29 protein-coding genes are annotated in these 17,697 nt (G+C 59.6%); 3 read left to right on the top strand and 26 right to left on the bottom strand.

Annotation, left to right across the window (positions count from 1 at the left end):
• Positions 1-8: 8 nt before the first annotated feature.
• The 26 genes from JMV15_RS11135 to JMV15_RS11010 form a co-directional block, all read right to left on the bottom strand.
• A complete protein-coding gene (locus tag JMV15_RS11135) occupies positions 9-404 on the bottom strand; it encodes a phage tail terminator-like protein (protein WP_201491471.1) in 396 nt (131 codons plus the stop codon).
• Positions 401-976, bottom strand: a complete 576-nt coding sequence (locus JMV15_RS11130; RefSeq protein ID WP_201491470.1) for an HK97 gp10 family phage protein — start codon at positions 974-976, stop codon at positions 401-403. Before JMV15_RS11130 ends, JMV15_RS11135 begins: the two co-directional genes overlap by 4 nt.
• Positions 976-1,335: a hypothetical protein gene (locus JMV15_RS11125; protein WP_201491469.1), complete on the bottom strand. Its 360-nt coding sequence runs from the start codon at positions 1,333-1,335 to the stop codon at positions 976-978. Before JMV15_RS11125 ends, JMV15_RS11130 begins: the two co-directional genes overlap by 1 nt.
• A gap of 3 nt (positions 1,336-1,338) precedes the next feature.
• Positions 1,339-1,731 (bottom strand): protein singed, encoded by a 393-nt coding sequence (locus JMV15_RS11120; RefSeq protein WP_201491468.1) that lies wholly within the window; start codon positions 1,729-1,731, stop codon positions 1,339-1,341.
• Between the two features lie 39 nt (positions 1,732-1,770).
• Positions 1,771-2,160, bottom strand: a complete 390-nt coding sequence (locus JMV15_RS11115; protein WP_201491467.1) for a hypothetical protein — start codon at positions 2,158-2,160, stop codon at positions 1,771-1,773.
• A gap of 48 nt (positions 2,161-2,208) precedes the next feature.
• On the bottom strand, positions 2,209-3,225 hold the full coding sequence (locus tag JMV15_RS11110; RefSeq protein WP_201491466.1) for a coat protein: 1,017 nt from the start codon (positions 3,223-3,225) through the stop codon (positions 2,209-2,211).
• Between the two features lie 14 nt (positions 3,226-3,239).
• Positions 3,240-3,935: a hypothetical protein gene (locus JMV15_RS11105; protein WP_201491465.1), complete on the bottom strand. Its 696-nt coding sequence runs from the start codon at positions 3,933-3,935 to the stop codon at positions 3,240-3,242.
• An 83-nt stretch (positions 3,936-4,018) separates the two neighbouring features.
• Positions 4,019-5,062 (bottom strand): minor capsid protein, encoded by a 1,044-nt coding sequence (locus JMV15_RS11100; RefSeq protein WP_201491464.1) that lies wholly within the window; start codon positions 5,060-5,062, stop codon positions 4,019-4,021.
• On the bottom strand, positions 5,055-6,524 hold the full coding sequence (locus tag JMV15_RS11095) for a DUF4055 domain-containing protein (protein WP_201491463.1): 1,470 nt from the start codon (positions 6,522-6,524) through the stop codon (positions 5,055-5,057). Before JMV15_RS11095 ends, JMV15_RS11100 begins: the two co-directional genes overlap by 8 nt.
• A 7-nt stretch (positions 6,525-6,531) precedes the next feature.
• A complete protein-coding gene (locus tag JMV15_RS11090) occupies positions 6,532-7,830 on the bottom strand; it encodes a terminase large subunit domain-containing protein (protein ID WP_201491462.1) in 1,299 nt (432 codons plus the stop codon).
• Entirely contained in the window at positions 7,817-8,374 is a 558-nt protein-coding gene (locus JMV15_RS11085) for an HGGxSTG domain-containing protein (RefSeq protein ID WP_201491461.1), read from the bottom strand. The genes JMV15_RS11090 and JMV15_RS11085 overlap by 14 nt, the downstream gene beginning before the upstream one ends.
• A gap of 64 nt (positions 8,375-8,438) precedes the next feature.
• Positions 8,439-8,696, bottom strand: coding sequence for a hypothetical protein (locus tag JMV15_RS11080; RefSeq protein ID WP_201491460.1), 258 nt, complete (start codon positions 8,694-8,696; stop codon positions 8,439-8,441).
• A complete protein-coding gene (locus JMV15_RS11075) occupies positions 8,693-8,881 on the bottom strand; it encodes an ATP-grasp domain-containing protein (RefSeq protein ID WP_201491459.1) in 189 nt (62 codons plus the stop codon). The genes JMV15_RS11080 and JMV15_RS11075 overlap by 4 nt, the downstream gene beginning before the upstream one ends.
• A gap of 53 nt (positions 8,882-8,934) precedes the next feature.
• Complete coding sequence (locus tag JMV15_RS11070) at positions 8,935-9,267, bottom strand: phage holin, lambda family (RefSeq protein WP_201491458.1); 333 nt, start codon at positions 9,265-9,267, stop codon at positions 8,935-8,937.
• Between the two features lie 306 nt (positions 9,268-9,573).
• On the bottom strand, positions 9,574-10,260 hold the full coding sequence (locus tag JMV15_RS11065) for a hypothetical protein (RefSeq protein WP_072433972.1): 687 nt from the start codon (positions 10,258-10,260) through the stop codon (positions 9,574-9,576).
• A complete protein-coding gene (locus tag JMV15_RS11060) occupies positions 10,257-10,856 on the bottom strand; it encodes a recombination protein NinG (protein WP_201491457.1) in 600 nt (199 codons plus the stop codon). Before JMV15_RS11060 ends, JMV15_RS11065 begins: the two co-directional genes overlap by 4 nt.
• Positions 10,853-11,035 carry a hypothetical protein gene (locus JMV15_RS11055; protein ID WP_201491456.1) on the bottom strand — a complete coding sequence of 61 codons (183 nt, stop codon included), beginning with the start codon at positions 11,033-11,035 and terminating at the stop codon, positions 10,853-10,855. The genes JMV15_RS11060 and JMV15_RS11055 overlap by 4 nt, the downstream gene beginning before the upstream one ends.
• On the bottom strand, positions 11,032-11,187 hold the full coding sequence (locus JMV15_RS11050; protein ID WP_158068755.1) for a hypothetical protein: 156 nt from the start codon (positions 11,185-11,187) through the stop codon (positions 11,032-11,034). The genes JMV15_RS11055 and JMV15_RS11050 overlap by 4 nt, the downstream gene beginning before the upstream one ends.
• Positions 11,187-11,603 (bottom strand): recombination protein NinB, encoded by a 417-nt coding sequence (locus tag JMV15_RS11045; protein WP_169956907.1) that lies wholly within the window; start codon positions 11,601-11,603, stop codon positions 11,187-11,189. The genes JMV15_RS11050 and JMV15_RS11045 overlap by 1 nt, the downstream gene beginning before the upstream one ends.
• A 127-nt stretch (positions 11,604-11,730) precedes the next feature.
• Positions 11,731-12,255, bottom strand: a complete 525-nt coding sequence (locus tag JMV15_RS28340) for a hypothetical protein (protein WP_235991943.1) — start codon at positions 12,253-12,255, stop codon at positions 11,731-11,733.
• Positions 12,252-13,007: a replication protein P gene (locus JMV15_RS11035; RefSeq protein WP_201491455.1), complete on the bottom strand. Its 756-nt coding sequence runs from the start codon at positions 13,005-13,007 to the stop codon at positions 12,252-12,254. Before JMV15_RS11035 ends, JMV15_RS28340 begins: the two co-directional genes overlap by 4 nt.
• Positions 13,004-13,699: a helix-turn-helix domain-containing protein gene (locus tag JMV15_RS11030; RefSeq protein ID WP_235991942.1), complete on the bottom strand. Its 696-nt coding sequence runs from the start codon at positions 13,697-13,699 to the stop codon at positions 13,004-13,006. The genes JMV15_RS11035 and JMV15_RS11030 overlap by 4 nt, the downstream gene beginning before the upstream one ends.
• 23 nt (positions 13,700-13,722) lie before the next feature.
• Entirely contained in the window at positions 13,723-14,445 is a 723-nt protein-coding gene (locus JMV15_RS11025) for a phage antirepressor protein (protein WP_235991941.1), read from the bottom strand.
• 168 nt (positions 14,446-14,613) lie between these two features.
• Positions 14,614-14,859, bottom strand: a complete 246-nt coding sequence (locus tag JMV15_RS11020; RefSeq protein WP_201491453.1) for a hypothetical protein — start codon at positions 14,857-14,859, stop codon at positions 14,614-14,616.
• Positions 14,860-14,878: 19 nt separating this feature from the next.
• The gene (locus tag JMV15_RS11015) at positions 14,879-15,073 is read right to left on the bottom strand and encodes a hypothetical protein (protein WP_040267807.1); all 195 of its coding nucleotides are present in this window, start codon (positions 15,071-15,073) and stop codon (positions 14,879-14,881) included.
• A 29-nt stretch (positions 15,074-15,102) separates the two neighbouring features.
• Positions 15,103-15,297, bottom strand: coding sequence for a Cro/CI family transcriptional regulator (locus JMV15_RS11010; RefSeq protein WP_040267806.1), 195 nt, complete (start codon positions 15,295-15,297; stop codon positions 15,103-15,105).
• Between the two features lie 108 nt (positions 15,298-15,405).
• On the opposite strand from JMV15_RS11010, the gene JMV15_RS11005 reads away from it, so the two are divergent.
• From JMV15_RS11005 to JMV15_RS10995, 3 genes are all read left to right on the top strand, one after another.
• Positions 15,406-16,191: a LexA family transcriptional regulator gene (locus JMV15_RS11005; RefSeq protein WP_201491452.1), complete on the top strand. Its 786-nt coding sequence runs from the start codon at positions 15,406-15,408 to the stop codon at positions 16,189-16,191.
• 437 nt (positions 16,192-16,628) lie between these two features.
• Positions 16,629-17,084, top strand: coding sequence for a hypothetical protein (locus tag JMV15_RS11000; protein ID WP_201491451.1), 456 nt, complete (start codon positions 16,629-16,631; stop codon positions 17,082-17,084).
• An 81-nt stretch (positions 17,085-17,165) separates the two neighbouring features.
• The gene (locus JMV15_RS10995; protein ID WP_201491450.1) at positions 17,166-17,381 is read left to right on the top strand and encodes a hypothetical protein; all 216 of its coding nucleotides are present in this window, start codon (positions 17,166-17,168) and stop codon (positions 17,379-17,381) included.
• Positions 17,382-17,697 lie beyond the last annotated feature (316 nt).

Here is a 17,697-nt window from a genome sequence, read left to right as displayed (position 1 = left end):
TGCCTGGCTCAGCCGGCGCGGAACCGGATGTTCACGTTGATCTGGTAAAAGCCTTCAAACTCACCGGCGACGACCTGGCTGGCCTCCATGCATTCGAGGTCACCGGACATCCAGTAGGCGAAGTGCGCTTCGAGTGCGCCGGCCAGTTCGTTGATGGCCTTTGTGCCGGTATTGAGCCTAGCGAAGCACTGAATGCTCACTTGGCCGGGCTTGCGGGTGTAAGGCTTGTCGGCCATGCCCGCCATAAATGCTGTGGCGTACTGCAGGTTGAAAGCGCACCACAGACCCTCTTCTGGAGGGTCGAACAGCTTCGGTTGATTTGGGTAGCCTATATTTTTTTGGGCGATACCATTGAAGGCGACCATTCGCGCAGTGAGCGCCGCCCTGATCTGCTCGTAGGTCATTTGTAGGCCTCAGATACGCCAATGAAGGCCAGGTCGTATACGCCGCCGGGCGCTTGGGTGGAATGCCCCAACTCCAACATCTCGCCGTAGGGGCTGTTCGTTTGGATGTAGATGACGGGGAACTGGCCAGAGGCCCTGATGAGCATCGCGCCTTTGTTGATGGTCTCGCGGCCGGACGGGTCTACGTTTTCGACGACCGTTAAATCCGGAGCGCCAATGGAAACCATGTGGCTACCTCGGAATGTGCCGCCGATATAACCCTTACCCGCCGCCTTGGCGTCCACATAGAAGTTTTCCTTGCGCTCGCGCTGGGTCAGCTTCTTGAATTTCTTGCGCCCTGTGTTGCTGGCATTGCGAGCGTCGACGTTGGCGTCGTATGCATCAGCCAGTGCGGTGTTCTTCGATCTGAGGGCCTTGTTCGCCTCCCACAGGTCAGGATTGCCGACCGGTGAGCGGCTCACCACCTCGGTGAGCATCGCTATGCCAATGGCGCGGGCCATCTGTGTGATGTCCTCACCGGCCTGGTCGGCGAACTCGGTGAGGCTATGACTCCAGCCTGCCTTGGTGGTCATCAGACTTTCCTCAGCTGGATCTCGTAGTGGGCGCCGGCCGGGTCAGTTTGCACGTTGACCACGTCGAACCCGTTGATCTTATGGCCAATGTCTGGCGTACCGCCGAGCGTTTCGTTGGTCAGCGCGATCAGTAGTTGGTCAGTGGCGCGGATGTTCACGCCATCCACCTGAGCCATCTTGAATGCGTCGAACACGCCGCGGCCGTTGTAGGCGATCACAACGGGCGGCCCTGCGGCCTCGGTGACCGGGTCCCACGTACCAGGGATCGTCACGCCGCCAGAGAATGGCTGTACGGCATCGGCAAGGTCCGTATCGAAGGCCTCGGCCAGGTCGGCCTGGATATCGTCGCGTAAGCCCATGGGTCACCCCCGATCTACGCGGAACGAGAATGGGCTCGACCGCCAAGGGGAAAGCATCGCCAACGCGAACTGCACATCACCGGGCTGCGCAATGATCTTGCTACTGTCCAGCGTGGCAAACGTCTTGCTGGTGCTGACCGATCCGGCCTTCACCGTCTTGGCCTCCAGCGATCCCTCGGTGTGCTGCTGGTACAGCTTTCCCTCTGAGGCGACCTTAGCCAGTTCGGCGCCGGCCTGCTTAACCTCATCCGGGATTGCGTCCATATCGACGCCGACCAGATTGAGCGAGTTCAGATAGGCATTCGCCTGCAAGACTGCGCGCGCCTTCTTGTCCTCGGTGGTCCAGCTGGATCCGAGGATGGCGTCTACGTCCGCCACAGTGATGTAGGTTGCCATCTGGCCTCCGTTCGAATGAGTGGGGCCGGAGCCCCGGTGTTACTGGTTGGCTTTCAGCAGAGCGAGCAGCTCAGGCTTCGAGTCGTTGACCTTGTAGGTAACGCCCTTGGCGTCGAGCTGTTCCTTGATCTGCACAACAGTCAGTTCGTCGAGCGGGTCGGCATTCTTAGCGCGCTCGGCGGCGAGCTCGGCCAGGGCTTGGCTGAGCTGGGTCTGAGTGTCGGTGAGTTCAAGGCGAATAGCCTGCGTCTCGTCGACGCCGCCGCCATTGTTGCGGGCCGCGCTTTCGTCCGACCGAGTGCGAGCGGTATCCACACCGCCAGTTTCACCGACGGTTTCTGGGCCGACGGTGATATTACCTTCGGTACCGCCGAAACCCCAACGGGCCTTGATGTTAGGGTCGATGTGGTTGTCTTTTTCAACTGCCATGATTCTTCTCCTTCAGGTGCTCCGGCCCCCGAAGAGGCCGGAAAGCGCTTACGCGCCAACGGTGGAAGTGATGAACGCCAGTGGCACCTGCTTGCGAGCGAACTTGCGCTCCCAGTTGGTCGCCAGCGCCAGGTCAGCCCAGTTGGCCGAGATCGGCCGGGTGGTGGTCGGGGTGCCGGTGATGGTCGCGCTCAGGAACGAGTAGCCCAGTGGATGCATCACGAAGTTGCGACGGTTCCACAGGGTTTCCGCACCACCACCATTGCCGCGATCTGGGGCGCGCTCGTATTCCAGGCCGTCTTCGCCAGGCGGGGTTTCCTCGGCGAAGCCAAGGGCGCCCGGGCCGAAGATCACCGACAGATACTTGTTCGGCGTACCGGTGATGACCGGCATGCCGTCATCCACCACAACGCGCATACCCTGGAAGCGACCGAACTCTGGGGTCTGGTCGGCAATCGGGGTGAAGTCGATCAGGTTGAGGATCTGCAGCTCGGTCTGTACGGCCGAGTGCATTGCGATCACGCTCAGGCCGCCCAACTGGCCGGAGTAGTCGCCCATGGTCGCTTTGGCGCGGATGATTGCTGCGGCAGTAATCTGGCCGCCGGCGTCCACCACCATGTCGCCGCCATTGGAGGCAACGTTGTCGTTGTAGATGCCCACGACGGTAGCGATGGCGCGGCGCTGGGCCACACGGCGCCAGTAGCTGAGCAGTCGGCCAGCAACGAACTCCAGGGGATCCTGGTTGGTGATGTTCTTCACCAGGTTCATGCAGTTCCAGCCTTCGTTGAGGTACGCGGCGCGCGCCTGCATGCTGGAGCTGGTGACCGACAGCGGTACCGCGATGTCGGTGTAGACGTCGTTCGAGTAGTTGGACTCGATGGACGCGTCCAGGTCAACCCACCACGGAATGGTGAAGGTATTGGACGGGCTGGACAGCAGGGTCGACATGTCGTTGTTGCTGGTCAGGATGCCCGACTCGAAGAACGCGGTGCGCTCCACGCTGTTGACGGTGATGTAGTCGCGCAGTTCGTCGCGGAACACGACGTCCGAGAGAATGGTTGGCATTGCGGCAGTTCCTTTTACTTGGCCTCAGCAGCGGCTTTCATGCGCGCGTGCTCGGCGGGGTTGGTTCGGCGAAGCTCAACACGCTCCATACCGGTCATTTGGTCCCACGTTTTGGTGGCCCCGCCACCCTTCCCCCCGGCAGCCCCGCCACCGTTCGCTTGCGTGCCGCGCACCAATGCTGCGTAGCGCGGCGCTTGCTGGAATTCTTTCGCCAGGTCATCGAGTGTTGCGATGGTCAGGTTTCCGGAGGCGTCCGTGACCTTGACTTGGCCTTCAACGATCTTCAGGCGGCGCTGGACGAACTCGGCCAGGATCTCAGCGTTCTCGCCGTCGGCGATGCTGGTGGATACCTTCGACGCTGCCGCCGTCAGGTCTCGACGTTCGATGCTGGCGGTCAGCTCAGCCAGGCGCGTGCGCTCAGCCGCAAGGGCTTGCTCGCTGCTTGCGTACAGCTGCTCGAAGTCGCCTTTCGCCTTGGCGGCGTCGAGCTTTTCGCGCTCGAGCTTCTCGTCCGCCTCACGCTTCAGGCGCTTGGCTTCCTTGGCCTCGTCTAGCAGCGTCTGGTTCTGGCGCTTCAGGCCTTCCAGATCCTCGCCGCCGGCGGGCAAGCCCTCAACGCTAAGAACGAAGTCATCGCCCATCGCCTTGTAGAGCGCCTGCATGGCCGCATCGAGCGCTTCGTATTCCGCCTTGCTGATCTTGTACTTCATGTCATCCCCCGGATGATTTGCCGTTGGCTCAGCCGCAGGCATAAAAAAACCGGCTTAAGGCCGGTCGTTTGTGTGGTCCGTTGTCAGAGCCCTGCTCGCTCGAAAGCCAGCGTCTCAAGGTCTTTCAGTTGTTGAAGGGTCAGCGTCTTTCCGTAATCGTCGACGAACTTGTCGAGCGTCAGGTCGCCCTTGGTGAACAAGGCATAGCGGTTCGGCCCTAGCACGTCGCGCTGGAAGGCCGCAGGCTGGCGGGCAAGCCACTCCTGATAGCTCGTCTTGCTCGATACCAGTTCAGCGCCGTCAGGGCCGATTGATGGCCGAGTAGACCCTGGAATCTCGCGGGCAAACTGATCTTTCAGCACGGGCAGCGCGCTCGATCGGCAATTCCAGTGGCCGGGAGGCTTGGGGTCGTCCCATCCGTAGATGTGTTGATCCCTCGCCTGACACATGGCGCTGGTCTTGCTGTCGAGCGTGGATATCCAGCGCCAGCCCTGCAGGATGTCGTCGTTGGCCTTCAGCGTTTCCATGCGCGCCGTGCTGGCGACGTGGTTGGTCATGGTTCGAACGAGCGACGAGGCCTGATCCTGATGCAACTGGTGGATGCTGGTCAGCCGCCGGCCGATCTGCTGGCTGGTCTCACCCAAGCTTGAGCCGATCTGAATCTCGCCGATGATCTCGGCCGCCTTCTTCGTGCCGAACTGGTCGAGCGCACCGCTGATGCTGATCCGCTGCACGCCCTTGCGAGCCTCCAGCAGCATCGGGTCAGCCAGTGCCGCCGCGCTCACCATCTCAGCCGATGGCACGCTGAACTGGACAACGGCCTTGATGACCTTGCCCAGCATCTTGCCGTTGAACTCAGCCTCGTAGACCGCAAACTCGCCAAGGTCGAGCTGCGCCCTGCCCTTCATGTCGTCGTAGATGCCCCGCAAATCGCCCTGGAGCGTTTCTATCTGCGATGTGTAGCGTCTGGTGCCGTAATCGCTAAGCCCGGCTGATACGCGATCCTTTGCCGTCTTGATGGCCTTGCTGATGAAGGCTGCCACCCGCTTCAGGTTTCCGCCGGCATAACGCTGGACGTAGACCTGGTGGCGGGTGGTGGCATCCGTCAGGTAGCCTTCACTACTCATCGTTCACCTCGGGCGGCTGATTGGGTGGAGGCTCACCGGTCACAGGCTCACTACCCACCACTGGCGCCTCTTCCTCTCGGTCAGCGTCGATGTCTTCGTCCGTGCGGTCCGAATCCAGCACGCCGGACTGGCGCAGGTTGGTGCGCAAGTCCTTCTTGGCGATGATGCCCTGTTGCCAGAGCTGCATCTGGGCCAGGATCGCCTGGGCGTCCATAACCTCGTCAAAGAACTCCTGGTTGAGCCAGAAGACGGTGCCTTCCTCGTCCACATCCCCAACCATGAAGCGCTGGGCGTCGAACAGGGACAACCGCACAGCCTCACTCACGTTGCCGGCGATGGTGCCCAGGACAGAGTTATCGGAGCTGTAACGAATTCGCACCGCCTCGGCCGTCTCTGCGCCGCTGCCCTGCTGGACGATACGGGCGCCGATCATGAGCATCTGCTGCTCTTTGTCCTTCATCAGCTCGCGGGCCAGTTGGCTTTCATCGGCCTGAAGAAACGTGGCGGAGCCTGTTTTGCCGAGGTTGTGACCCCTGCGCGATCCGATCTGCATGCCGTTCGGGTTCAGCTTGATGAAGCTGTCCGGGTCAATGTCAGTGGTGATGAACAGTGTCGGCTGCGATGCGATGAAGCCCGACTCTTCCACTGTGGCACTGTTGCCATAGTGTAAGACGTTCACCTCGGCCAGATCTTCCAGCGGCGCCTTGTCGATGCTCGCGTCGTTGTTCTCGGCGCCGAAGAAGTGGAACGGGATGTGATAGAACGGCTGCCCGGCCTTGTCCTTGGGCTCTGTCTCTTCGCCTTCTGGGTCATCGGCACTGTGCACGCTCTGCACATACTTGCCGTCACGCAGCATCAGGGCCCTGTATTGGTCCTTGGCGGTGAACTCAAAGCCATCGGGCGTTGGCTCATTGATCTTTTCGTGCAGCACCACCAGCGTCAGCCGGCGCACGCCGTCGATCACGTCCTCGCGCCAGTTGATGATGCTCTCGGCGCAGTAGAAGTGGATGAAGGCGCGTGAGTTCGCGGCCTGGGCGACGGTGAGCGCGACCTGGCCCTCTGGCAGCTGGACCTTTGGAAAGTCCACCAGCAGGCCACCACGCCCCGTGTCGAGGCATTCACCGGTCGACTCCTTGCTCAACTGCTCAAGGCTCGCCCCGTCGCCGCTGGCGTTCTCTTTCAGGTACTCAATGGCCGTGGGCAGGCTGATTTCGGCAGTCTTGCGGAACACAGCACCAAGCAGGCCGGTGCGAGTGCGACCCACCACGTTCAGGAACATGGCGCGCTTCTTCAGCTGCTCGTACCGAGCCTTGTTCTCTTCGCTCTGGTTGAGCGGATCAGGCATTGGCAGATATTCGTCGTACTTGCGGACCTCTCTCGGCCCCTTTACGCAACGCTTGACCAGCTGCCAACCGGGCAAGGCATCGCTGTACTCTTGCCTGATGGCGCTGTAGTTGGGCATATCGGCCTCAGAAGGTGAAGGTGACAGGGATGTGGGTCATCGGCTTGATGATTGGGTAATCGTGGTGGATGAAGTAGCCGCCAGCGTCGTTCGCATGGTCGACACCAGCCGTTTTGTCTGGCTCGCCGTTGGGAGCCCACACTTGCTGTTCAAGGCCGTCTGCGTATGTCGGGCAGGTAAACGGATTCACCAGATACCGGCGCTCGCCCTGGGCATTGCAGAACATGGCGTTCATGGCGTTGATGCGGTCCTTCACCGGCGGATTCGCTGCTGGCGCTATCACCGTGAAACCGGCCTGCCGAAGAATGGCAATGTCCGTCTCGCTGGCATTCACCGACTTGCGTGAACCGCCCGAGGCATCCGGGTAGATCCTGATTTCGCAGGTCTTCTCGTAATCCTTGCCGTCGTACCGCCAGTAGCGCTCCTTGATGCGCCTGATCATGTCCGGTGTGTCGTAGCCGTCTACCAGCTCATCAGCCGCCCTGGGTAACCCGTCGCGCTTTACGTGCGTGATCGCTGCCATCTTGCCGACGTTGAAGTCCATGCCGATGAACAGTGGCTCGCCAGGCTGCACAGTGTCGAAGCACTGATTGTGCTTGCGGTCGTACGAGTGATAAATCGAACCGGACGTCAGGTTGACGAACTGACCATTGAGGTAGGCCAGGATCAACTGCGGCGGGTAAGACTCCATCAGCGACTGGATGTAGTCAGGTGGCAGGTTCAGTTCATTGTCGAACGTGCTGGCCTGCACCAGGCCGTACATATCACCCAGCGAAGGCTTGTCGCGCACCTGTTTCAGGAACTGCTGGTAGACGAACTTGTAACCCTCAGGGGTCGTCGTTACGTCCACCCCGTTGCGCAACCCTGGGGCGTTGTAGCGCATCCGGGCAATGATCTTGCGCCATGCCTGCTGCGCCTTAACCAAACTCATTACGTCGAGCTCATCGACCAGCGCGTGACCGATCTTGAAGCCGACGATTGTCTGCGGCTTCTCCATGGATCGACATATCACGGTGCCGCGGTACTGCCGGCCACTGTAGACGTGGACTTCATGGTTCGACTGATTGATCTCAGTGCGAAGCCCCCAGTCATGCGCCACCTCTTCCATTGTCGGGTAGAAGATGTCGCGGATCTGGGCGTATGTAGGAGCGAAGTAGCCGGCGTTGATGCGCGGCCACTCCCAGAAGTGTTTCCCGAGCGCCGAGCAGCCTACCCAGGTCTTGCCAGAGCCAAAACCAGCCACGAATGCGCGAAACTTGTGAGGCAGTGCCAGGAACTGGGCTTGAGGTACGTTAAGGCTCGGCATTGGGGCGTCTCGCGTCAGTCACCACCACTTCGATGCGCTGAGGCAATGGCCCGTCGTCTTCAGGGTCGAGCTTCTTGATCATGTCGGCGCGCTTGGACTCAAGGTCACCAATACGGCCCAGCAGGCGGTTGATGATGTCCTCGTAGCCCTGGCGTCGACGCTGGGTTGTCATTGATGGACGGCCTGGCTCTTTCGCAGGCTCACTCTCTTCAACAGGATCGGTCGCCTGGGTGTGGATGCTCTCCATATCCAGAACAAGCCCGTCACCCGCTTCAGCCTTGGCTTGGGCAATCAGCGCGCGACGCAACTGGAGCTTGGCGATCTTGATGTCGTCGTCGAGCGTCCCGATGCCGATGTCATCCCAGAGGCCATGCTCATCAGCAGTCAGAGTGTCCGAATAGATCCCGTGCTTGCGGGCGTGCTGATTGCCTTTGTTGGCCTTGGTGGCAGCCCCGCCGTGTAGCTTGCAGCGAGAGGAACCCGGAACAGCGTGTCGCTTGCATGGTTCCCCGTTGCTGCGCTTCTTTGCGCCGCATAGGGCCATGGCTAAGCCTCATTCATGGGGTGTTTCGCGAATGAATGGTCATTCAACGTCGTTCGAACGTCATTCAATGGTCGTTTGATGTATCCAGCAGCACATCAATCAGCTTCTGCTCACCCAGACGCATGGCACCGAGGCATTGCAGGTCGTCGCACTTGGGGCCGAGGCCAAACACGGTCACCTCACCCTTCGCGCCGATCAGGGTCAAGGCGCCTACGGTGCATTCGGGATGCTCACCAGCATCGAGGTCATCGGCGATCTTGCGCAGGGTCTTGGCAGCGTCGCGCCAGTCTTCCCGCTTGAACTCCAGAACCTTGACGCTCATTCGGTCACCTTCTGGAGCCACTCTTCAATGATCCGGCGAACCACTGGCTCGGTCAGGATGGACGAAGGCTTGTCGCCATCAATCACTGACTGCACCGGGGCGTACGGGAGTACGTGCACACCGTCGCTCGCTACTACCATCAGGTGCGGGCGCTGGTCGGCGATGTCGTGAATGGTCGCTGTCATGCCCTACTCCATTGCGCGCCACGAAACGGCGGTTGTGAAATCGTGGCGCGGAATTATTCAGCCTTACGGCCTGGCAGCTTGAAGTCAGTCACTCGGTCGGCAATGGTCCGGATCTTCTCCACGCCTAGGAAGCCAACCCAACCACCGACGAAGGTAGCCATGCTCTGTGGGAGGGAGAAGAACTCAAGCCCGCTGATGATGGTCAGGGCCAGGCCGCCACAGATAGCGCCCTCCACGATCATCTGGCGACGTGTGCCGCCACCGTAGGTGATTCGCAGAACAGCCATCGCACAGGACAACGCAGCCGCATAGAGGATTGGCGAATGCTGGCTCAACCACGCAAGCGCTATCGCCCAGGTGTCTGGTTTGTCTGGCATGTTGGACATCTCGGTTCCTCCCCGTCAGGGAGTTAGGGATACAACAGGCCAAAGCCTGCGGAATTGAATCGGCTCACACAGCACTCCCAGCTCGGGGCAATGGGTGTGGTGGAACCGAAAACTAAAAAGCCTCGATCAATGTCGAGGCCCTGAATAGGTCCCTCATCAGCGTGACAAGTCAGAGGCTCTGAGGGCTTGGGGAAATCTTGGACACAAAAAACCCGGCGCTTGGCCGGGTTTAAGATTTCGTGTGCGTTTCGCGTTACTTGTGCACTATGGGGAAAGTACCTCAAAAACCCCAACATGACAACACCTTTATGCCGCTACTTCTTCTTTTTCTGCGTGAATGACCTGCCACACTGGCTGCTGCACACGAATATCCACTTCTTCAATGGCGTCTCGCAGGAAATTCCACGCTTCTTTCCAGTCCCGATCCCACACTTTTGGCTCTATGTGGACTCCGTAGAGCTTGAGCATGCCCTCAGCGATACGAGCGGGCCCCCACTGAGCGCCGTCGTGAGCCTCGACCTTGTAGGACTGCAGGGCCATCGTCACAAGGCAATGCACCTTTGCTTCCTTCGCTTCGGTCAGGGTGGAAAAGTCCACGCAGCTCCAGATCAGCTTCTCGGCGTTGAGCACGTGAGCGAGCGTCATGCATGGGTGATACAGGTAGTGCCCGAACTGTTGTTCTTGGAATGGCAGGGTGCCGATAGCGCGCAGGACTTTACCGATTGTCGCCAGGTGTGCAGCACGGGCCGTGGACTTGCCAGCGGATGTGCGCCGGGTTTCGCTGATGCTGATCCGCTGCCCAGGCACGGAGAAGCGTCCGGCCTCCTCCCCTTTCTCGCTGCCCATGGCCGGGAACTGGGCGTCACGCTTGCCGATGCGTCCACCAGTCTTCACTGGTGCCGACTCTGCCCGATCGATGGCCACAGCGCTGATCGACGCGTTCGATTCGTGTTGTGCTTCGGTCCATACCTGTCTTGCGTTGATCAGCTTCATGCGGCTTCCCCTTTTTTCAGTTCTCTTGTCTTTGCCCGGTAGTAGGCCTTGATGCCCTTGATCTGCTCGAGGGAGTACTTGCGCGGCGCCTGATCAGCCTCCAGCGCGTCGACGGCCTCCTGGCCAATGCGCGCGATCAGGCCTATCCGGTAATCCACGGCATTGCCGGATAGGAACCGGTTGTCCTGCTTGCTCTGTGCGTGGCAGTTGCGCTCATCGAAGCGCAGGTGAGGTGCGGAGCCGACGCTGCGGTAATGCCCTGCATCTACCGCATTGCCGCTCCAGTCCAATGGCTTGCCGCTGGAGATGCACAGGTGGCCGGCGGCCTGGTCGCGTGCACGGATGTACGCGTTGAATGCCTGCTGGGCCTCGCGCATGTGGTCGCCACGGGTCTTCAGCTTCTCCTTGCGGACCTTGATGTCCTTGCGTTCAATGTCGGCCAGGGCCTTGCGGGCTTTCGGTGCGTGCCTTGGCCCGTCGATGAGCGCGCAGGCTGGACTGCATACCGCCTGCCCCATGCGCGAGGGCACGAATGAGGCCCTGCACGCAGCGACGCGGCACTTCTTCGGCTTGGGCTGCTTACGCTCGATGGTCATACAGCCTCCTTGGCCGTCTGCCGGTTGTTACCGAACAATGGCGCCTGACCCTGGGCCAGCTTCCAGTCGAACTTCTCCTTGCAGCCTGTGGCGCACTGTCGAAGGTTCAGGCTTGGCGTATTGCTCATTGGCTCGCCGCAGTCAGGGCAAGGCTTTCCGTATCCGTTGTCGTGGGTCATAGCGCCTTCCTCGCTGCCCGCTCTACTTCGGCCTTACGGTCGCGGCGCTTGCGTTCGAAGTCTTCTACTGCGCGCTTGCGTCGGTGATCGAGCACCACACCAATGACCAGAGCCAAGGCAATCAGGACTCCGTAAATGTCTGCGTAATCCATCAGTACCTACCTCCCCAGTTGTCCTTTTGCGTCCACCGCACCTGGTGCTCGGCGCCGAAAGCAAAAACCCATTCGATCAACTCGCCGCACTGCTTCACGGTGAGCTTGCTTGTGCGCTCGTAGATGACGTCGAAGCCGTTCCCGTCTACCGCAGGGATCATCTGCGGTTGATCGCCTGACTCACGCAGCCAGGCGGCGGTCAGCAGGCGCTTCCAGATCAGGACATCCCACTTCTTCCCGGCGTGCTCGACCTGGGCGGCGATATCGGCCAGGGCCGCGTGAAGAGCCTTGTTCTGCTCACCGCTGCGGTCCACTTCGGTGATGGCCAGCTTCTTGGGCTTGGCCAGGTCCAGGCCGGCGATGTAGCCCATGGCCTTGTTGCGGTCTGATTCGTTGCGGATCTGGAGGCTGGTCATGGCTGCACCTCACACGCAGGCCAGATACCGCGAGCCTCACGAGTCGCAGCCGCATGATCCAGCTCGCCGTCCAGCAGGATCATTGGGAATGGCGGGTAGCCTGGAACAACAATTGTCCAGTTGCGCTTCATGACTGCTCTCCCTTGCCCATGGCGGCGAGCAGGTCGTCGCACTTCTTGACGACCGAATCCAGATTCTCCTGGCGCAGCGGGCGGTAGGTCGCCATGCACTGACGGTGCTCGTCCGCTTCGGTGTTGGCCGCATCGCGCAGAGTCTCGAACAGCTCCAGATCGCAAAGGACTTTTCCCTCACGTTCACGGCGCAGCGCCTCGTTCTCAGCCTTCAGCTCAGCATTCACCCGCTCGTAGGCTTCGTAGCCGGTCTTGAGGCCGGCGACTTCTGCGCGGAGTTGGTCGCGCTCTGTCCATGCGTCGTTGCGATCCTGAACCAGCAACTGCCCGCCTGCCTTGAGCGTTGCGATGTCATCGAGAAGGACCAGCACAGCGGCTGGTGTTGCCACGGGTGCAAATTCAAGAAATGCCACCTCGTCTGGACCATAACTGCGAGCCTCTTCCCATGCTTCCCCCGGCAGGTATTCGCCAGCAGCAACACATGCCTCGGCCAGACGCTTCAGTTCGGTGTAGTCGGTCATTTCCTTTGCTCCGAGCCGCGCTGTGCATCGCGCTTGATGTTCATTTTTGCCAGCAGCAGCTCGCGGGCGGACTTGCCGTCGGCCGGGATGCCTTGCTGAATGATTTTTGCCTGGACCTGCTGGTCGGCCAGCTCGTTGGCGAGCTCGAAAGCCGTCTTCTGGCTGTCGTGGCCGATCCCGGTGAGGATCTTCCCGTTCAGCGGCTGGCCTTCCTGGGCGCGGCGGATCACCACGGCGTAGTTGTGGTCGAAGCGCTGACGTAGGCCCTTGTCTTCCTGCTTGGCGGTGCGCAGGTCGAATATTCCAGTCTCGTTGGCCGCGACGCGCACACCTTCATGGCTGTAGACGCCCATCAATGCCTCCACCCATGCGTCAGCGCTCGCTGGCAAGCCGAACGCCTCAGGGCCGGGCGTGCACCAGCCTATGAACTGGCCGACGCTTGGAGCGAACGGTGAGCCGCTTTTGCGGCACTGCTCGATTCCATAACGGATCTGCTCCAGCGTGCGGATGCCCGCGGCCATGAAACCCATCATCCAGTTGCGCATCGCGGCGGCCTTGGCCTTGTCGTCCGGCCATGCCTGCTTGTGGGCCGGGAAGATGGCCTGCAACTGCCGAAACAGGCGCTCGACCACTTCACCGGTGGCGTCATCCACTACGCCCAGTTGGTTTCCTGGCTGCACCGGGGCCTGATAAGGAGCGGCGGTGGCCAGGGCCCGCGCAGCGCCGGGGATCATTTGAGTGACGTTCTTCATAGGTCATCACTCGTATCGGTGCGCCACGACTGATCGTAGAAGTCCGGGCCGTTGCTGACAGTTTTGCCGCCAGGCACCACCTTGTCCGGGAACAGGCCGGTCCAGCCGTTGCTGATGGACTGGATGATCACGGCGTCGGGCCAGTGGTGGCCAGCCAGGGTCTTGGCTTGGCGCTCACAGGTGGTCTTGGTCAGCGGCTTGCGGATCTCTTTGCGGTGTTGGCACCAGTCCGCCCAAACCTGCTCGCTAACGTTGGCCGGTTTGCAGGTGAGCGGGTCGAACTTGGTCGCCTTCTTCTTCGTCGAGGGAGCGTCAGCGACCAGCTGCTCTACTGGTTCAATGACTGGTTCAAAAGAGTGACTGGTTCTGGTGCTTTCTGGGCCTACAGGGGGTGTAGGCTGTGTGCCTACACCTGTGCTTTTTGGGCCTACAGGTGTGCTTTCTGTGCCCACACACCCAAGGGTCAGCAAATAGAGGTTCGACGAGTTGCCTTTCGGGCCATCGCGGTTCTCAATTTTCAGCAGACGCTGCTCTTCCAAGTGCTTGATATGGCGGCGAACAGTGCTGCGGTCGATCTCACATTGGTCGGCAATGTGCTGGTAGGACGGCCAGCACTCGCCCACGTCGTTAGCGTTGTCGGCCAGCTTGATCAGCACCAGCTTGCGCAGCGGGTTACCGACCTTGGTCTTCATGGCCTTAACCATCAGCTCCATACTCACGCTGCACCCCGCATAGCCTTGTCATGGGTGAACAGGCCGTCCCAGGTCTTCTTCATGGGCAGATCGCCAGCCAGGTACAGGTCGTACAGGCGTGCGGCGCCCTTCTTAAGCAGAACAGGCGTGTAGGAGATGAAAGGTTCTTTGCCGTGCGGGGTGACTTCGTGCTGGTGCTCGGTCATGTACTTGTCGCGGGCGTATGAGCCCACACGATGGCGCAGGCCGGACTTGCTCTCGTTGTAGAGCCAGCTGCGCGATTCCAAGTACTTGCCCACCTGCATGACGTTGACCCCATTGAGGCCCTTGCAGAACTGGGTGTGGGTCATGCCTTCCTTGAGCAGGTTCTCCAGGGAATGGATCTTGGTGGCCTGCTGCTCGACCTGGGCGGTGAGCATCAAGCGGGCCTTTTCAGACTCCATGGCGATCTGCAGGATTTCGATGGTCGAGAGCTGCTTAGGCCCCTCCAGATCTTTGATCTTTTGCAGGACCGCCCGGCGAACAGCTTTGGATTCCCGCATCCCCACCAGGGTGCATTGATCAAGGGTGAGCTCGTACGAGGCCATCATTACCCCGCTTTGGGGGTGTGCAATAAAACTGCATACCCCCAGCTCGCCGGATAACTCGTCCTCTACGCGAATAATGAACTGGTCGTTTCTGACCTTTGACTCGCCTGCACGGGTGCGGGCATCGTTTACAAGGTCGCGCAGATCTACGGATGACATTGTCCGCGCCACGTTTTGCGATTGCAGAAAACGTGGCGCGGGATTATTGAGGGCCTGTACATCAGTGTTCGACGTATGCATAATCAGCTCCACGTTGAAACGTTATTTGCAAGCGCTGTAAAAAGAGCCGGGATTGCGCCCCGGCTTTTTTGTGCCTGCGATTTGGGTTTATTGGTTGAGGTCTTCATCAGGCCCTCCTTTTTCAGGCCCTATTCCGGGCTTCGGCGGTTCTCGCCTTGTTGTTGGCAGATGCCGGATCTTTCCGGCGCCTCTTGGCCTGGTCTTCTCGAAAAAACGCTCCGCTCCAAGCTTTGCGGCGTACTCGTCGGGGGTCATCCCTTCAGCTTTCGCCAGTCGTTCAAGCTTTTCGTAGAGGCGCCCATCGATCCCGTGGCAGATCGTGGTTTCAGGCACATAGCCTCCTTCAGGGCCTTCAGGCCTGCATGTGTTTACCGGTAGCATTCGGTTCAACGATGCTTTCCAACTTCTCCTCGACGCACATGCGCACAAACACGGCCAGCTGCAGCTTGTGCAGGCGAGCCACAGCCTTTAACGCTTCATAGGTTTCATCGTCATAACGGGACTTGATCTCCCGGTCTTTCAGGTGGCGTGTGTCGTCGTATGCCATTGGTGAGGCTCCTTGGTTGTTCGAAAGGGTTATGCAGCTGATTTCTGCGATGGGAACGGACGCTGCTCTTGGGCCGACAAGCTGCCGTCCTCTTCGAGGGTCACGAACACATCGCGGCCTACACGGATCGCCTTGCTCAGCGCGCCCTGTGTGCAGCCAAGCATTTGTGCGGCCTTGGTATGGCCGTGCTCTTTGGCAAATTCGGTGAGTGTGATTCGGCGCATTGCGGCGTCCTCTACGTAGATTTCACCACAAGTATGACCGCCGGTATTGTTCATAGTCAATACCGGCGATATTGGTTAAGTAAATACCGTGGGTAATACCATCAGCGAATGAAAAAAGACTCCCGACGGCTTCCGTTATCCGAATGGCAGCTGCAAGACAGCGCCCGGCTCAAATCCCTATTCCAGGCTAAGCGCGGAGAGCTCAAGCTCACGCAGGAAAAGCTCGCCGCCGATTTGGGTGATGGCGTCACCCAAGGCGCTGTCAGTCACTTCATGAACGGCCGCACCGCGCTGAGCGTGAATGCGGCAGTCGTGTTTGCAAGAGCTCTGGGAGTTCCCGTCTCTGAGATAAGCCCTACCCTGGCTGCGCAAATCGAAAAAATGTCCGAGGCGCTGCCTGGAAAAGTTGCGCAACAGGCATCTGACGGCCGCACCCCCCCGCGCAGCTTCGATCTGAACGACGAATCCGGCTACACCGGCGTCCTGCAATTGACCGCGCGCGGATCAACCGGCGACGGGGACGACAACCCGCACGTCGAGATCCGCGGTGTCATGGCGTTCAAGTCGGCCTGGCTTCGCGCAAATAACCTCAACCAGAAGAACCTGGACGTGATCTACGCGAACGGGCACAGCATGGAGCCAACCATCAATGACGGCGACGTGCTGCTGGTAGATGAATCGAGAGTGGAACCGAAGGACGGCCAGATATTCGCCATGCAGAGCGAATCAAAGGGCACGATCGTAAAGCGCCTGGTGAAGTCAGACTTCGACGGCTGGATCATTCGCAGCGACAACCCGGACAAGGCACGCTACGGCGATGAGACGCTGCGCGACGGGGAGATAAACGAGGTTCGCATCATCGGTCGCGTGGTTTGGCGCGGTGGGATGCTTTAGACCCGAATTTTGATAATTCAGCCGGCTCGACGCATAACGCGTACAAATTGATAGGGAGGTCGTGATGGCTTTAGAAAATGCGAAACCTGGAATAAACATAGAAAAGCTAGCTGGTTGGCTAGCTGAGCGGACCACCAGCAGTAAATGCCCATTCTGCTCGAACCATAACTGGTCGGCAGTCAATGGATCTGGGCATGTAGGGTCGGCACTCCCATACGGCGACGGAAAGGGCGACATGTACATCGGCGGTTACCCTGTTTTGGCCCTCGTGTGTAAGAACTGTAATTTTGTTCGTAACATCGCGCTTACCCCAAGCCTGCTTGAAATCGTCATCGAGGATTCGCGAATTGCTCCAGAATGACGGGCTTGGATTAAAGACCGCTGATCTGAGACCTTGGAAATCTAGAAGGCCGGCGTCGTCTCCAAATTGGACAGAGATGGCCTTAAACGACTTTCAGCTAACCGATTTACCGGCCTATACTAAAAACATGAATGACATTACTCGTGAAGAATTCAACGCTAAGCTCGAGACCATCGAGGCCAAGATGGATGCTCGCGTGGAATCAGTGTCTTCAAAGATAGAGGGGTTTCTATCCGCTCAGGCTGAGCGGGACAAGCGTCTTGACAGCGTGCTTGCGCAAATTGGCAAGGACAACGGAGACACAAAGACCAGCATCAGCTCAATGAAAAACACTTTGATCGTGACAGCGGTCTCGACTGTGCTTGCTATCGTGCTCGGAGTGGCTGGATTCAATACAGCGCTTACATCGAACATGTTAAGTGCTTTCCAGTTGGGTAAAAGCACGGCTACATCTACTCTTGAGCCGAGCACGGCGGAAAATCAAAAGAGCACGCCAGCACCAGCCCCTGCACCGGCAGTAAAATCGAGCTAGCAATAGCGCCCGGCCCAGCGCCGGGCTTCTTGTTTCTGTCCTCCTTGCTACACTTTCGGCTCCCATTCTCGGAGCCTTTCAATGCCTGCGCCCTACTCACTCCCCGATATGCTTGAGCGCATCTATGAGAACCAGCTCGCCCTAGAGGCGGCCATCATGGAACTCGCCCTCTTTTTGGAGCGCCAGGGCGATGCCGAGGCCGGTGATAACGTGCGCGGCGCTCTCTTCACCATCGGCGAGAATGCCGATCACATCAAGCAGGGCCTGGCCAGGCTGAAGGCCCAGGGCCCCGACTGACGCATCGCGCCCTCCAAACAGCCCGCCACTGAGCGGGTTTTTTTACGCCCAATGAAAAATACATGACCGGCGGTATTGACCTTGTAGAATACCGGCGGTATTGTTCACTCCATCGAGTCACCCAACAGGGACTCGCCAGGGCCTCAGGCCTGCCGCTCTTTAACAGCCTGACGTGACCACCGCGACGTACCCGGGCCATTACCTGGGTCGGAAGAAGCTAAATCGCCGCCCATGCAGCCTCTGGTAGCTGCCGTACTCCCTCATGTGAGTACGCGAAACCACGCAAGCCAGCCAGGAAGAACACCGGACACGAAAT

The organism is Pseudomonas paracarnis, assembly GCF_904063055.1.
In the GTDB taxonomy this organism is placed as follows: Bacteria; Pseudomonadota; Gammaproteobacteria; order Pseudomonadales; family Pseudomonadaceae; genus Aquipseudomonas; species Aquipseudomonas paracarnis.
This window is presented reverse-complemented; position numbering and strand designations above follow the sequence as displayed.